The organism is Paenibacillus sp. GM1FR, from assembly GCF_002803315.1.
Lineage (GTDB): Bacteria > Bacillota > Bacilli > Paenibacillales > Paenibacillaceae > Paenibacillus > Paenibacillus amylolyticus.
The window spans coordinates 571,408-587,483 of record NZ_MKZL01000022.1 but is presented as its reverse complement, the minus strand read 5'-3'; the positions used below and the strand labels follow the sequence as shown (position 1 = coordinate 587,483).

Annotated in this window: 12 protein-coding genes and 1 rRNA gene; 1 reads left to right on the top strand and 12 read right to left on the bottom strand. The window is 45.1% G+C overall.

What is annotated here, in order from left to right; translation table 11 throughout:
• Positions 1 to 387, bottom strand: a 16S ribosomal RNA gene (locus tag PAEAM_RS18065); the annotation flags it as partial.
• 599 nt (positions 388 to 986) lie between these two features.
• Here PAEAM_RS18065 and PAEAM_RS18060 point away from each other — a divergent pair.
• Positions 987 to 2,360 carry a molybdopterin-dependent oxidoreductase gene (locus PAEAM_RS18060; protein WP_100528490.1) on the top strand — a complete coding sequence of 458 codons (1,374 nt, stop codon included), beginning with the start codon at positions 987 to 989 and terminating at the stop codon, positions 2,358 to 2,360.
• Positions 2,361 to 2,493: 133 nt separating this feature from the next.
• Here the strand turns inward: PAEAM_RS18060 and ligA are convergent, their stop codons facing one another.
• From ligA to PAEAM_RS18005, 11 genes are all read right to left on the bottom strand, one after another.
• Positions 2,494 to 4,515: an NAD-dependent DNA ligase LigA gene (ligA, locus tag PAEAM_RS18055; protein WP_100528489.1), complete on the bottom strand. Its 2,022-nt coding sequence runs from the start codon at positions 4,513 to 4,515 to the stop codon at positions 2,494 to 2,496.
• A 211-nt stretch (positions 4,516 to 4,726) separates the two neighbouring features.
• A complete protein-coding gene (gene pcrA / locus PAEAM_RS18050) occupies positions 4,727 to 7,081 on the bottom strand; it encodes a DNA helicase PcrA (RefSeq protein ID WP_100528488.1) in 2,355 nt (784 codons plus the stop codon).
• Positions 7,082 to 7,518: 437 nt separating this feature from the next.
• Positions 7,519 to 8,214, bottom strand: coding sequence for a heptaprenylglyceryl phosphate synthase (gene pcrB / locus PAEAM_RS18045; RefSeq protein WP_100528487.1), 696 nt, complete (start codon positions 8,212 to 8,214; stop codon positions 7,519 to 7,521).
• Positions 8,215 to 8,328: 114 nt separating this feature from the next.
• Positions 8,329 to 9,204 carry a phosphatidylinositol-specific phospholipase C/glycerophosphodiester phosphodiesterase family protein gene (locus PAEAM_RS18040; protein ID WP_100528486.1) on the bottom strand — a complete coding sequence of 292 codons (876 nt, stop codon included), beginning with the start codon at positions 9,202 to 9,204 and terminating at the stop codon, positions 8,329 to 8,331.
• Between the two features lie 130 nt (positions 9,205 to 9,334).
• Positions 9,335 to 10,735, bottom strand: a complete 1,401-nt coding sequence (locus PAEAM_RS18035) for an undecaprenyl-phosphate glucose phosphotransferase (protein WP_100528485.1) — start codon at positions 10,733 to 10,735, stop codon at positions 9,335 to 9,337.
• Positions 10,732 to 11,679: a glycosyltransferase family 2 protein gene (locus PAEAM_RS18030; RefSeq protein WP_100528484.1), complete on the bottom strand. Its 948-nt coding sequence runs from the start codon at positions 11,677 to 11,679 to the stop codon at positions 10,732 to 10,734. The genes PAEAM_RS18035 and PAEAM_RS18030 overlap by 4 nt, the downstream gene beginning before the upstream one ends.
• A gap of 133 nt (positions 11,680 to 11,812) precedes the next feature.
• Positions 11,813 to 12,751, bottom strand: a complete 939-nt coding sequence (locus PAEAM_RS18025; RefSeq protein WP_243391397.1) for a glycosyltransferase family 2 protein — start codon at positions 12,749 to 12,751, stop codon at positions 11,813 to 11,815.
• 91 nt (positions 12,752 to 12,842) lie between these two features.
• A complete protein-coding gene (gene rfbD, locus PAEAM_RS18020) occupies positions 12,843 to 13,712 on the bottom strand; it encodes a dTDP-4-dehydrorhamnose reductase (protein WP_100528483.1) in 870 nt (289 codons plus the stop codon).
• A complete protein-coding gene (gene rfbB / locus PAEAM_RS18015; protein WP_100528482.1) occupies positions 13,709 to 14,734 on the bottom strand; it encodes a dTDP-glucose 4,6-dehydratase in 1,026 nt (341 codons plus the stop codon). The genes rfbD and rfbB overlap by 4 nt, the downstream gene beginning before the upstream one ends.
• Before the next feature lie 18 nt (positions 14,735 to 14,752).
• A complete protein-coding gene (gene rfbC, locus PAEAM_RS18010; RefSeq protein WP_100528481.1) occupies positions 14,753 to 15,313 on the bottom strand; it encodes a dTDP-4-dehydrorhamnose 3,5-epimerase in 561 nt (186 codons plus the stop codon).
• A gap of 17 nt (positions 15,314 to 15,330) precedes the next feature.
• Positions 15,331 to 16,074, bottom strand: coding sequence for a sugar phosphate nucleotidyltransferase (locus PAEAM_RS18005; RefSeq protein WP_100528480.1), 744 nt, complete (start codon positions 16,072 to 16,074; stop codon positions 15,331 to 15,333).
• Positions 16,075 to 16,076 lie beyond the last annotated feature (2 nt).

The following is a 16,076-nucleotide window of genomic DNA, read 5'->3' as shown; positions in this document are numbered from 1 at the left end:
CCATTGCGGAAGATTCCCTACTGCTGCCTCCCGTAGGAGTCTGGGCCGTGTCTCAGTCCCAGTGTGGCCGATCACCCTCTCAGGTCGGCTACGCATCGTCGCCTTGGTGAGCCGTTACCTCACCAACTAGCTAATGCGCCGCAGGCCCATCCCCAAGTGACAGATTGCTCCGTCTTTCCAGTTTCCTTCAGGCGAAGAAAACAACTATTCGGTATTAGCTACCGTTTCCGGTAGTTGTCCCAAACTTGAGGGCAGGTTGCCTACGTGTTACTCACCCGTCCGCCGCTAACTATCAGAGAAGCAAGCTTCTCTTCAAGTCCGCTCGACTTGCATGTATTAGGCATGCCGCCAGCGTTCGTCCTGAGCCAGGATCAAACTCTCCAATAAAGTATTGAAAAGAGCGATAAGCTCATTTTGAATCTGACGATTCATTGTGAATCAAAAGTTACTATCCATTTGTTCAGTTTTCAAGGAACTTGTATGTCCGTTTATGTTGATGTTTGTCAACCGGACAGGAATCTTATCATATCATGTTAACTAACTTACTGTCAACACTTTGTTTTCGTCATCTTTCAAATGATTATGACAATCATTCGTTTGAAGCGACAAGAAATAATATATCACGTAGTGATTTATTTAGCAAGCATTTTTAATCAACCTTTTGATATCATCATATCTTCATCTACGCTGTCTTGTTTCCAACCTGTATTCGACAGATTAGCACATTCTCTGAACCCAAGATGGGATAACGATCCCTGCCCTTCTGTTGGTTTGAAGAAAGTGATCCAAAAACTCTATAATAAGGTATATAGGTATAGAGATAAGGTTAAGCAGTCAAGTGTACTACTTTCATAAGTAGCCTATGAACAATCGTATAACCATCTCGCATTGCACCTTTACACAGATCACGTACTCCATTCACAGCTAGCTATTACATATCAAAGTTCTGAATAAACTCATTACTAACCTATATGGGGTGATCGCACTTGAAGCAATGGTTGAAGAACAGACGCAAAGGTTACGGCAAAAAGTTGGTTTCCATCCATGCTTGGAATGCCTGGATTGTTGTGATCCTTGCTATAACAGGTCTTATGCTGGTAGGCGGCTTTTGGCGCGAGATACTCGGAATTGGACGTGTCTGGTTAAAATGGCTACATATCATCGTTGGGCTAGCTATGCTGGCACCCGTATTATATTACTTGATTTTGGCCGGAAAGCACTGGAAACAGCTTCGTAATAGGCCTTGGCAAAGGGTGAATACCATCTTTGTTCTTGCGCTGCTGGTAGGCTGGCTACTCTCGGGTATTGTATTATGGCAGTTCAAGCTAGCTGGACCTCGATGGTCGAATGCTGCACTTTTGATCCATGACCTGCTGACTTGGGTGGGCCTACCTTATATTATCTATCACTCCATCACTCGGACCAAATGGTTAAAGGATCCTGCACGTCGTGCGGTTAAAACCACTACAACTTCAACACGAACTCAAAATACAGCTGATCCATCTGATTCAATATCAGATGAAAAAGAAACTCCGGCTGCTGTATCTTCTTCTCAGTTTGATCGCAGTTCCGAGAGAGATCCCCTCAAATCAGAGGAGCGACCTCAACCTTTGTATACACGACGAGCTTTCATCCGTTCTGCTGTGGGGGTTGGTCTCGCCGTGACTCTTGGCCCTACTTTTATATCCTGGGTAGGACGAAATCTCAAGATCGATAATAGTATTGATAGCATGCTGGAGAACGATCCTAACCGTATGGTTCCTCTGCCACAACCGCTGTCTGCCTCTTCACCTCCCATTGGAGGCGGAGCTGAAGGTCATTTCCGCGTATATACGGTTACGCCCATACCGTCCTTCTCCAATGCTAACTGGTCTTTCCGAATCGATGGACTGGTTGAACGGGCACAGGTATGGAACTGGGAACAATTCGTGAAGCTGGCGCGTACCGTACAGGTTAGTGATTTCCACTGTGTAACGGGCTGGTCTGTATATAAGAATACCTGGGAAGGCATTTCTCTTGCACAGCTTTTGAAACAAGCCGGGGTCAAACCGGAAGCTCATAGTGTGAAGTTTTATTCCGGTGATGGTGTGTATACGGATGCCATTACGATGGATCAAGCACAAATGGAAGATATTATGGTCGCTGTCATGCATGATGGCAAACCTATCCCTGCTGATCTTGGCGGTCCGGTACGGCTCGTCATTCCTCAGATGTATGCCTATAAATCAGTGAAATGGTTGAATCGCATTGAACTCATCGACAGCGAACATATTGGTTACTGGGAAGAACGAGGATATGATAAGGATGCATGGCTTACAGGCGCATCTCAACGCATTCCTAACAATTTAAGTGGGTCATGATCAGATAAGATAAAATTGGTGAGCGTTCATTCGTTGTAAAAATAATTCAATAAATAGCAAAAGCCCCCGATCACATATTCGTGTCTTCGGGGGCCTTTTTCTTTTTCCTCATTATGAACTCTCTGATTACACTTTAACCCTGTGGGTTCAAAAGACGTACAAGTTCATCCTCATCCTCAATCGTTGGAATACCGAGATCATGAGCTTTGGTTAGTTTACTACCTGCCTTCTCTCCGGCAATAACCAAATCTGTCTTTTTCGACACACTGCCAGTCACCTTCGCTCCGAGCGCTTCCAGTCTTTGCGTTGCCTCTTCCCGCGTCAATTGATGCAGCGTTCCGGTCAAGACGACCGTTTTACCACTGAAGAAGGAATCTTCCACAACAGCAACGGCTGGTGCCTCAGGTGCCTGAGCTTTCACACCCAAGTTGAGCATTTTCTCAATTGCAGCCTGTGTAAACGGATCTGCAAAAAAGTTTACGATGCTCTCTGCCACAATACCACCGACGTCGGGTAGTTCAACCAGTTCTTCCACGGTTGCATTCATAATGGCGTGCAGATCTCGATAATGATCAGCGAGCATGCGCGTTGTCGATTTACCTGTGTTCGGAATACCCAGTGAGTATAAGAAGGAAGCCAAGTCTCTATCTTTACTAAGCTCAAGCGCAGCGATAAGGTTGTTCGCTTTCTTTTCCCCAAACCGCTCCAGCTTCACCAGATCATCAAACTGTAACGTATACAGGTCGGCAGGCTCACGTACGTTCAATTCATCATACAACTGAATCGCTGTTTTCTCACTGAACGTCTCGATGTCCATAGCATCACGGGAAGCAAAATGGGAAATACGTGCCACCGTTTGTGGTTTACACGCAAGTCTATTGTTGCAGAACAGATGCGCTCCGCGTTGCTCCAGTGGGAATCCACATGCAGGACACTGCTCAGGGAAGACGATCTCCTCGCCATCACTCTCCTCCGTCACTTTACCCAGAATCTCAGGAATGACGTCGTTGGAGCGACGGATAAAGACCCGTGTGCCCAGAGCAAACTTCAGATTTTTGCGCTCAATATCGCCGACATTGTTCAGAGTACAGTTCTGTACCGTTACCCCGGCAAGTTCAACCGGTTCTACGCGTGCCAGCGGAGTTACTTTGCCAGTACGGCCCACATTCCATACCACAGCGTTAAGAACCGTCGTGGTCTCTTCTGCCTCGAATTTATATGCCACCGCCCAGCGAGGGAACTTATCGGTATAACCCAACACTTCGCGGGTGCGCATGTCCGTAATTTTGATAACAGCTCCATCGATCAGATAGTCTAGCTGCCCTCGGTTCTCCTGAATCGCGGCCAGTTGTTCCATCACATCATCAAACTCATGGAAATACGTGATGGATGGATTAACTTTGAATCGGTTCTCACGCAGGAAGTCCATCATCTGCTGATGATTGGCAAACTGAATGTCATCCGAATAACCTACGTTATAAAAGTAAGCATTCAACCGACGCTCAGCCGTCGCCTTCGGATTCAAGTTACGCAGCGCTCCTGCTGCTGCATTACGCGCATTCTTGAGCGGCTCTGCCGCTGTCTCATTGTATCGGTCCAAGACAGACAGATTCATGATGCCTTCACCCTGTACTTCAATCGTACCGCTTGTGTAAGGAATTTTGAGCGGAACGGATCGGATCGTTCTCACCTGTGCCAAAATACCTTCACCTACGGTACCGTTCCCTCGCGTAGAGGCTTGTACCAACTCACCGTTGGTGTACGTCAGGTTCAGCGTCAATCCGTCAAACTTCAACTCAATGACATAACCTGGTTCCGGTAAAGGCCTATCGGGATTTTTACTGTTATAGTCGTTAATCAGTTTCAGTACACGGGTATTCCAGCTGCGCAGCTGCTCAATATTCTGTGCTTTGTCCAGACTCCATAAGGAGGATAAGTGGCGATGTGGGGTAAACCCCTTGAGCAGTTCGCCGCCCACACGCTGTGTTGGAGAATCAGGCAGAACCATGCCGCTTTCCTGTTCCAGCGTAACCAGTTCATCGTACAGAAGATCATACTCCTTATCGCTGATCTGTGGCTGATCCATCGTGTAGTACTGATAATTATGCTGGTTCAGCTCGGTAACGAGTTGCTCCATCCGGTGCATCGGGTCCATACAGGGCCATCCCTCCGTTAATTTGATCTATGTAGAACGAACACTCCTATTGCACGTGAACTCCGATAACAGAATAACTTTCTGATCGCTGTTATCCCCGGACTTCTTTTAATCCATTTTAAAAGGTGGAAGACCGGGGATAAAGGCGAACGTCTTGCTTCTTCAATTTATTTCTGTACTCTCTGTTATCGTGCAAAAGGAGGTTTCGTTCTTATTCTACTTTTGTAATTGGGGCAAATCCGGCAAGCAAACGTTTCACACCCACCGGAGCCGGGAAGGCAATCTGCAGTTCGGTATCATTACCTGTCCCTTTGACCGCAACAATGGTGCCTGTCCCCCATTTGCCATGCTGCACTTTATCTCCTGCCTTGAATCCTGCTTCACCATCAGAAGCTACCGGCTTGGAAGCAGATGATGGCGTAGAATATGTTGGGCGGGAGACACTTGTGGTCACACGCGAAGTTGGCGTGGATGAGGTAGCAGATGAACCGCTTTTACTTTGGTGATCGAACAGCTTGGTGCCACCACCGAAGTTACTTCCTCCACTGGAACCTAGTCCGCGTCCACCATATGAGCCTCCTCCGCTACTGCCACGGCGGTAACGATCACGAGCCATGGAGGTGTCTTCCTTCAGCTCATCCGGAATTTCATCCAGGAAGCGGGAAGGCGGGTTCGCTGTTGTACGTCCAAACAAGGTCCGCATCTGGGCACAGGACAGGAACAGTTGCTCTTCCGCACGGGTGATTCCTACATAAGCAAGTCGGCGTTCTTCTTCCAATTCTTCATTGTCCATAAAGGCACGGCTATGCGGGAAGACTCCTTCCTCCATACCTACGATAAAGACAACCGGGAACTCCAGACCTTTGGCGCTGTGCATGGTCATCAGGGTAACAGCGTCGCTCTGATCCTCTTCATCATCGTTCATGCTGTCGATGTCAGCAATCAATGCAAGATCGGTGAGGAACGACACGAGCGTTTTGTCTTCATTATTTTTCTCAAATTCCATCGTTACCGACAGGAACTCTTCAATGTTCTCCAACCGTGCACGGGATTCGAGTGTGTTTTCATTTTGCATCTCAAGACGGTATTGGCTCATCTCAAGAATCTTCTCGGTCAGTTCAGTTACAGACAGATACTCTACCATCTGATGCAACGCAGCGATCATGTCATAGAACTCCACCAGCGCATTCCGCGTACGACCAGCAAAACCAAGATCATCTACGACCTGAAGTACACGGAAAATAGAAATTCCACGCTCTCCTGCCGCAGCCGCAAGCTTAGCTACCGTTGTATCACCAATGCTACGTTTCGGTACATTAATGATCCGTGTAAGACTGATATCATCGTCGGGGTTGGATAACAGGCGCAGATACGCCAGAATGTCCTTGATCTCTTTACGATCATAGAACTTGATGCCGCCGACAATCTGATACGGAATATCAGACTTGATCAGAATTTCCTCTATAACCCGGGACTGAGCGTTGGTACGGTATAAAATGGCATGGTTCTGATAGGATTTGCCGTTCTTCACATTTTTACTAATCTCAGAGGTAACAAAATACCCCTCATCATGCTCGGAATCCGCACGGTACACCTTGATCTTCGAACCACCCTCTTTATCCGTCCACAGTTTCTTCGGTTTACGCCCTGTATTCAGGCCGATCACTTCATTCGCTGCATTCAGGATATTGGAAGTTGAACGATAGTTCTGCTCCAGCAAAATCGTGTTTGCTTCAGGGTAATCTTTCTCAAAGTTCAGGATATTGCTGATATCCGCCCCGCGCCAGCGATAGATCGACTGGTCACTATCCCCTACAACGCAGATGTGGTGGTGGCTGTCAGCGAGCATGCGACACAGCATGTACTGTGCACGGTTCGTATCCTGATACTCGTCCACGTGAATGTACTGGAATTTCTTTTGGTAAAAGTCGAGAACTTCCGGCACTTCCTTGAACAGTTGAATAGTGTGCATAATGAGATCGTCGAAATCAAGTGAGTTGTTGGCTCTTAACTTTTTCTGATACATCTTATATATCTTCGCTACAATACCCTCGAAATAATCTCCTGCCTGCTTCTCATATTGCTCCGGACTAATCAGTTCATTCTTGGCCGTGCTCATCATCGATTGAACTGCTTTAGGTTCAAATTTCTTGGTGTCGATATTCTGGTCTTTCATACAGCTGCGAATAACAGATAATTGGTCCGATGAGTCCAAAATACTGAAGTTGGAAGTAAAGCCAATACGTTCAATATCACGGCGCAAAATACGCACGCACATGGAGTGGAATGTGGATACCCAAATGTCGCGGCCCTGGGAGCCACCTACGAGTTGGGAAACCCGGTCCTGCATCTCACGAGCAGCTTTGTTCGTAAAGGTAATCGCTAAAATGCCCCACGGGGGTGCCTTCCGTGTTGCAATAAGGTAGGCAATCCGGTGTGTCAGCACCCTGGTCTTGCCGGAGCCCGCTCCGGCCATAATCAGCAGCGGGCCATCCGTCGCCTCGACGGCTTGCCGTTGAGGGGTGTTAAGCCGTGCAACGGCATCATGTATATTTACAGGTTGCATGCATGCATGCTCCTTTCGTTGGTTGGTCGGTATAAGTGAGCTATCGGTTACACTCATCACTACGATGACAGAATAATCTTCCGATCGCTGTTATTCCCGGATTTTTCGATCTACTTTTCAAAGGTAAAAATTCGGTAATAAAGGCGAACGCTCCGCTTCTCCAGCTTATTTCTGTCCTCTTCGTTCTCGTGTAAACATAGTCCCTGTATACGAATTTCTTAGTAAAAAAAGAACAATATCAGGTAATAGAAGTATGCTTAGGATTTAGCTTTCTTACAGAAAGCTTTTAACGAGCACTTCGTTTCTCCAGCTCACTTCTTTCCTCTTCGTTCTCGTGTAAACGACATTACGGTCATATAACTTCTTTAATTAGTAAGGGCAAAGTTCTATTTTAACAGATCATAAGGGGAAAATGGGGGAATGGTAAACTAAACCGATTAAATGGTTCCTTTTACAGCCAACACCGTCTCAAGTGCCTTATTCAAATCGCTGTACACAATGTTACCTACCACGATGGTGTCTGCCACCTGGGCAGCTTGCGTGGCTTTCTCCGGATCATCAATTCCGCCGCCGTAGATAAGGTGTGCCCGATCCAATTGTCTGTGTGTCTCACCAACAAGCTCCATATCTCCGAACGTTCCGCTGTACTCCATGTATACAATTGGAAGATTGAGCAGACGCTCCGCAGCCTGGGCGTATGCCACCGCAGCTCCTGTCGTCAGATCCGTATCTGCACCAGTCAACCGCGCTACCGTGGAGTTTGCATTGAGCACAATATAACCCTCGGCAATCAGCAGATCCCATGGGATGAGATAACCGTAACGCTCTATGGCCTGCTGGTGGTGCCCAATCATCCATTTGCTGTCCGTTGCATTTAGGACCATCGGGATCAGATATCCGTCAAACCCGGGAACAACAGCCTCCAGATCGGATACTTCAAGCACACATGGCAACTCATAACGACGCACACGGGACATCAGGTCTACCGTGTTATCATAGGTAATCCCCGAAGATCCGCCAACGATAATTGCATCGGTCCCCGACATACAGACCAGATCGAGTTCTTCGTCCGTAATTTCCCGGTCTGGGTCAAGCTTAAATACATGTCTCCACTGCTTAATCATGTCTATCAACGAACATTCCTCCAGAGGTTCTTCTGCATCCTAGAAAGCTAGTAAACTAAGTCTAAGTCAGCAGGCAGCGAGTGTCAATGTTCGTATAAAAAGGGGAACAGAAAAATACGAATTTTACGGTTTCCAGGCAAAACGTGTATTCATCTCATCCAGTTCCTGCTCCGTCAGCACGTCTGAGTATACTCCGTACACGCCCCACTTCTCATAGTTAGCCACCTGTTCAGTGTCGTTGATGGTGTGCACGTAGGTGACTGAGCCTGCACTATTCAGCTTGGCGACGAAATTCTGGTTTACTTTATATTCCGGCATAGTCACGGCATCAATATCATTCTTTTGCACAAAATCAACAACCTGAGCTTCTGTATCCTGTGTGGCATATAACGTATAGATAATGGAAGGGAATGCATAGACTTCTTTCACCGTTTCAAGCATCTGTTCGTTATAGATCTGTACAACCACTCGATCCAGCACGGATGGATCATGTTCTTTGGCTGCATCCACGAGGGATCTTAACACCTGCTGTATATCCTCATCCTTCTGTTCCTTGGTGTCGGTTACGATATACATATCCGGGTACTGAGCCAGTACATCTATAATGCCATCGGCATCCATGGGTTGATACATGCCTAAAATAGGCGTATTCATAAATTCATCATGTGTCAGTGCCCCGGCTTGTTTATCCTCCGGAAGCTCTTCGTCTTGTCCTAGCATTTTGCTCATATTAGCGGTCCATTCATGTCTGGCTACGGCTTTGCGATCCGATGTTAACATAAAGTCGATTTCAAATACACGTGTGCCTTTCTCGTAATTGGCAATCATCGCTTCATAGGCGTTGGTATATGGTTGATCACGAATGCTGCCCATCGCATGGGCGATTAATCTATAGGCGGTAAATCCGTCCCGTTGTTCCTCACTCTCGCTTTCGTAGGCGAAAAAGAGTGTGCCCACGGTAACGATCAGTAGTATTAACACGGCGGCAATGCGTTTCATATAGCTTTCACATCCTCAGTACCTTTTTGTTAGCTAACTACCCGAATTGATGAGGGGCAAAACAAAATAGCCGCCCGAGGCGGCTGTTAAATGGTGGGATGAAATTCTATACCTATATCGTGTTCAAATATTAATAAGCATTTTTGAGGCCTTTGCGAATAGTCTCCCATATGATTTTAATATCAAATAATAATGACCAGTTTTCAATGTAAAAGATATCTTGTTCAATTCGATCCTCAATTGAGGTATCTCCTCGTAATCCCTTGCTCTGTGCCAATCCTGTAATTCCTGGCCGGACATGGTGTTTGATCATATATTTCGGTATTTCGTCTCGGAATTGATTCACATAGTAAGGACGTTCTGGCCTAGGGCCAACTACACTCATATGACCAAGCAAGACGTTGAAAAATTGAGGTAACTCATCTAGGCTTGTGCGTCTAATAAAAGTGCCAAAAGCCGTTCGACGAGGATCATTTTGGGTAGACCAACCGGTATCTACCACACCCTCAGGAATGACTTTCATAGAACGGAATTTATACATCATGAAGTTACGTCGGTTAAGTCCTACTCGCTCTTGTTTAAAGATGACTGGTCCTGCAGAAGTCAATCTTACTCCTACCACGACAACGAGCATTATCGGAGAAGTTAACAGAATGGCTGCTAGCGAGAAAACAATGTCAAAGGTTCGCTTCATCAGACGATTAAAAGCAATATCCAGTGGAATGTCGCGAACGTTAATCATGGGCATACCCGCAAAGTTATCGAAATGCGGCCGTGCTGGCAAGTAATCAAAGAAATCAGGAATGATTAGTGTCCGAACTCCTGCCTTCTCACACACATTGATAATATGAGAATACTTGTCGTGAGCATCCAGAGGTAATGCCAGAATGACTTCATCAACAAGATGTGTAGACAAGAACTCTTCCAGTTCGTCGATTCGCCCAAGGATAGGTTTGTATCTTTTCTGTTCACTCTCATCCCAGTGACGATAATCATCCATAAATCCAGTTACTTCATATCCAAGTTCGGGATAATTTTTAAGGTTGTCATAGAAACGCTTGCCTAGTGATCCAGCACCAAGGATGAGCACAAACTGACGATTGAAGCCTTTTTTGCGCAAGCGTTTCAGTTGTAATTTCACTATATAACGATAGAAGAGTGTGAATGCTACATTGCCAATCATATACATGGCGAGATATGCACGAGAGATGTTTACTTCCTTGAAAAAGAACATCAGGCTCAGCAACATGAAGAAGGCTATGCCATGAGATTGGAGGATTCTCCAAAGTTCGTCTACAAATCGTTTTTTTCGCTTGGCTATATACAGAGAGGACATCAGTCCTGTGATGATAGCAAGAGCCGCGTAAACCAAGCTCCACATCATATATTTCTCTATAGGTAGTGGATTTTGGTTCGTTAACAGGTCACTCTCAAATTTCAGCCACCAGGCCAGCAAAAATGAAAGCTGGATTACACCAAAATCAGCCGCAATATACAATTGGGTTAGAAATCGTTGATTACGCCGAATCATGAGTTCACCTCGGAAGATGCTTCATTCTCCGCTCTCATGCGGGCTGCTGTCTGCCCTTGACGGGAAGGAGGAGACAACTTGCTGCGTAGTAAAGATAGCGTGAACTTGAGTGAAATACCCATCCACACAGCTGTATTCGTGAGTATATTGTACTTCTTCGCGTAGTGTTTACGGTGGAACACCCACATCGCTCTATGAAACTCATACGTTATTTTCAAAGGTTTACGACGGGCACTGCCGCCCTTGTAGTGCACAATATATGTACGCGGATAATAAAAAATGCCCCATCCCGCCTCTTTGATGCGATAACACCAGTCAATATCTTCTCCGTACATAAAGAACGTCTCATCCAACCCGCCAACCTGGTCAATTGTCTCTCGACGTACAAGCATAAATGCACCGACTAGACAGTCTACGGGATATTCATCATCAGGACTAAGATGTCCCAGTTGGTATTGATTGAATTTTGGCCGATCCGGGAAAAGACGAGAAATACCGAATGCATAATAAAATGATGCCGATGGTGTAGGAAATCCACGCTTACACGCCTTATCCAAGGAGCCATCAGGAAGAATCACCTTACAGCCAGATGCGCCCATCTCAGGATGGCGATCCATGAAATAGATCATAGTGTGGAGTGTATCTGGCTGGACAACCGTGTCAGAATTGAGGAGGAGGATATAGCGTCCTTTGGCTACTTCCATTCCTTGATTATTGGCTACGGCGAAACCTGTGTTGTTTTGATTAGCTATAAGTTGGACGTCCGGGTACACCTCACGAATCGCTTCCACCGAACCATCATGAGATGCATTATCTATGACAATAACCTCGTATTGGTAAGAGGTTTGGGATGCATACACCGATGCCAGACAGTCCAGTGTTAGCTGGCGTGTATTGAAGTTGACGATGATGATGCTGACGTCAAGGAGGTACGTATTATACATTTTTGATGCCTCCCGCAAAGGAGTATCTGTTGATTGAAGCATTTTAAAAACTCCTGACTTTATCTCTATGTTTAACTATTGAAAGTATAGCATATTATGGGCGGATGAGTGGAATCCAAGGCAATATCTCGATTTATATTTTCCTCAACACGTATATAAGCTTAAGAACAACGTCATCTAAAAATGCCTGACGGTAAAAAGGCATTTTTACCGCATAACCAATTCTTTTAACCGCATTGCAATCCAGTTGGTTTAAAAAATGTTGCAAGTTCTTTTGCTGATGCGAAGGTAACTTATCTCTATAAATTTCCAAGAACAATCTCGCTTGTTTACTCAAAATTGAATGATTCTTTCCATTCACGAAACGATTCCACCTGTTCTTCCATTTTATGAACCACTTATCATTGCTCCCGCCAAGAACATTCCCTTGATGTTGCCGATACAAAATGGTTGGTTCTTCATCAAATATCACTTCACCAAAGGTGCTAACAAAAAGATATACCCACCAATCATGCATAATGATGTGGGTTAGATCAGACGGGGCATTCGCCCTGATCTGCTCGAATGTGACTGGGTTCAAGACCATGGTACAACCAACACAACAGTTTTCTACCAGAGCATTATGCATACTGAGCGGCTTTGGAGGCAGATGCGGCCATACGTTCAGATGGTTTAAATCCTGATCTACCATCTGTGTAGAAGAACAATACATCAACGCTACGTCTGATGGTCTGGATTGCAATTTCTCTACAGCTCTAATCAGTTTATGCGGTAGCCACACATCATCTTGATCACAAAAAGCATAAAAGTCGTATATAGGCTGAGTTTGTCGCATTAATTCAAAAAAACTTCCGATTACGCCTACATTTTCCCCTTCAATCATACGAATTAGATCCGGATATGCCTTGGCATACCCACGAACCTTCTGGACAGTTTCATCGGAAGAACCATCATCCCTGATATGAATGTGGAGATCTACCTGACTCTGTGCAAGAAGGCTTTCGAGTTGTTCATCAATGTACTTTGCTCCGTTATATGTAGAAAGCATGATACAAACTTTAGGTTTATTCACGTTTCACCTCAAGATCTGACTTTTATACATTATATACGAAAACCCCCGCCCAGAAATACCAGAGCGAGAGTTACCTAAAAGGATGTTAAAATCATTTAGTTTCCGACAAGAAAAAAATAAAATCTTTTAGTCCGTCCCGCCATGGGCGGAGATCCGTCAAGCCATTTGTCCGAATGGACATGTGGTCCATCACTGAATTGACAGGCCTAGGAGCCGGTCTTGGAAACTGTTCGGTTGTGCAAGGTTCCAATTTTGCTTGAATGGATACCCCTCCGGTGGTTTGAGCCTCTTCAAATATAGCCTGAGTAAATTCATACCATGTGCAGGTACCACTATTGGAGGCATGGTATATTCCATACATTTCTGTTGCCATGAGTTCCATAAGGAATCCTGCCAAGTCTACCGTATACGTAGGCGATCCTTTTTGATCATGAACAACCTGCAATTTTGGTTTTTCCTGGCCCAGCTTCAACATCGTTTTGACAAAATTATTCCCGTGAATTCCGTATACCCAAGACGTTCGTACAACGAACCATCTGGAGGACAAAGATTGTACCAGCCACTCTCCAGCTCGCTTGGATTTGCCGTACACACTTTGCGGATTCGTGTCATCATATTCCTGATAGGGGTTAGTGGAATGGCCATCGAAGACATAGTCCGTACTAATATAAATCAGTTTAGCTCCGATTCTCTCTGCCGCTACAGCAACATTGCGCGTTCCCACCGCATTCACCTTATACGCTCCATCAATATCCGTCTCGGCTAAATCTACAGCTGTATAAGCCGCACAATGAATGATGACCTCAGGCACATATGACAATATGACATCATTACACTGTACCTGATTCGTAATATCCATCTGATCCCGATCACATGCTAGAACATCATGCCCCACTTTTTCCAAAAGAAGCACCACATCGCGTCCGAGCTGTCCGCTTGCTCCCGTTACCAGAACCTTCATGCCTTGGCGTCTCCCAAACGAGAACCGTATTGTTTTTCGTAGTAATCCTGATAAGCGCCCGATTGAATACGAGTCCACCATTCCTTATTATCGAGATACCACTGTATCGTTTCCTTAATTCCTGTCTCAAAATTATGTTTGGGCTTCCAGCCAAGTTCAGTCATTGTTTTAGTCGGATCAATGCCATATCTGCGATCATGTCCAGGACGGTCCTGTACATATTGGATCAGAGATTCAGGTTTGCCCAGTTGCTCCAAGATGGTTTGGACAATGTGTACGTTCGTTCGCTCATTATTGCCACCGATATTGTACACCTCACCATTACGTCCCTTATGAATAACAAGATCAATTGCGCTGCAGTGGTCCTCTACATAGAGCCAATCACGAATGTTCAACCCGTCACCGTATACTGGTAGAGCCTCATCATTCAACGCACGTGAGATCATGAGTGGGATAAGCTTTTCCGGGAACTGGAGTGGACCATAGTTGTTAGAACAGCGTGTAATATTCACAGGAAGACCAAAGGTTTCATGATAAGCGCGTACCAGCAAATCTCCTCCTGCCTTGGAGGCTGAATATGGGCTGTTAGGCTGTAGAGGCGTATCTTCTGTAAACAATCCTGTAGGTCCAAGAGAGCCGTACACCTCATCTGTTGAAACTTGAACAAACTTAGTGATATTGTGCTTTTTGGCGGCATCCAGTAATACCTGAGTACCGTTGACGTTTGTTCTTACAAACACATCCGGTTCCAGAATACTGCGATCCACATGAGACTCAGCTGCAAAGTTAACAACCACATCCACGCCCTGACCGATCAGGCGGTCCATCTCCTTGGCGTCAGTGATATCTGCTTTAACAAAGGTATGGCGTTTGTTGCCTTCAAGTGGTTTTAAGTTCTCCAGATTGCCCGCATATGTGAGTGTATCTGCGTTGATAATTTCATAGTCTGGGTACCGCTCAAGCATATACATGACAAAGTTACTTCCGATAAATCCGGCACCGCCGGTAACGAGCAGTTTCATCTGTTGGAAACCTCCTAATTACTTCACTTCAAAATTGAAATTGATCTCCGCATCCTTCAGCATAGGGTGCCTTTGGTCCTTATCGGACAAGACCGGATTCGATGTAGGCCAATCAATTCCAAGTGCCGGGTCACTCCATAATATGCCTCGGTCGTTCTCCGGGGAATAGTATTCGTCTACTTTATAGAGGACTTTAGTGTTTGGAACAAGTGTGCAAAAACCATGAGCAAAACCCTGAGGAATCAGGAGTTGACGATGGTTATATTCGCTGAGAATGACTCCAATCCACTGACCGAAAGTCGGCGAGTTATGGCGAATATCTAAAATCACATCATAAATTGCCCCAGATATTACTCGAATTAACTTTGTCTGTGCCTTGGGATTTAATTGATAGTGTAAACCACGTAATACTCCAGTTTCCCTAGAAAAGGATTGACTATCTTGAATAAATTCCTTACTAATCCCATTTTTCTTTAAAACTGCAACGTTGTAACTCTCCATAAAAAAACCTCGATGATCTTCATGAACCATAGGCTCAAGCAAAAGTGAACCTTCCAACTTTAGAGGAGTTTTTCTCATAAAGCGTAAACCTCCCTTTATAGCTTAGGCTTACCAAACTCTTCACCAAAGACAATATCTCGAGCCAGTTCATTAGCACGAGCCAATGAGGCGTGTGTACCAGCATCGGTCCACCATCCTTGTAATATATCAAAAGTAAGAGCCTTACGTTCAATATATGCATTATTGACATCAGTAATTTCTAATTCACCGCGCTTAGAAGGTTTTAATTTTTTTATTATTTCAAATACATTATTGTCATACATATAAATACCTGTCACTGCAAAATTCGACTTCGGAAATTTAGGTTTTTCTTCAATTGAGACAATTTGCCCGTCTTGAATCTCGGGAACACCGAATCGCTCAGGATCAGGTGTTTCCTGAATAATAATTTTTGCTCCGTTCTGCTGCTTTTTAAAATTTTCTACATATGAGGATATATCATCTACAAAAACATTATCACCTAAGATGACCACCATTTTATCGTCACCCACAAAATGTTCAGCGAGATCAAGAGCCTGAGCTATTCCACCCGCCTCATCCTGCACCTTGTATGTAAAAGTGACACCCATATCACTACCACTACCAAGAAGGTTTACAACATCTCCCATATGGTCTTTACCTGTAACAATCAGAATGTCCTCGATCCCCGCCTGCTTAAGTTTATATACGGAATAAAATATCATAGGATACTTCCCCACAGGAAGAAGGTGTTTGTTGGTGACCTTAGTTAAGGGATACAATCGAGAGCCAGTACCCCCAGCAAGAATTATTCCTTTCATGA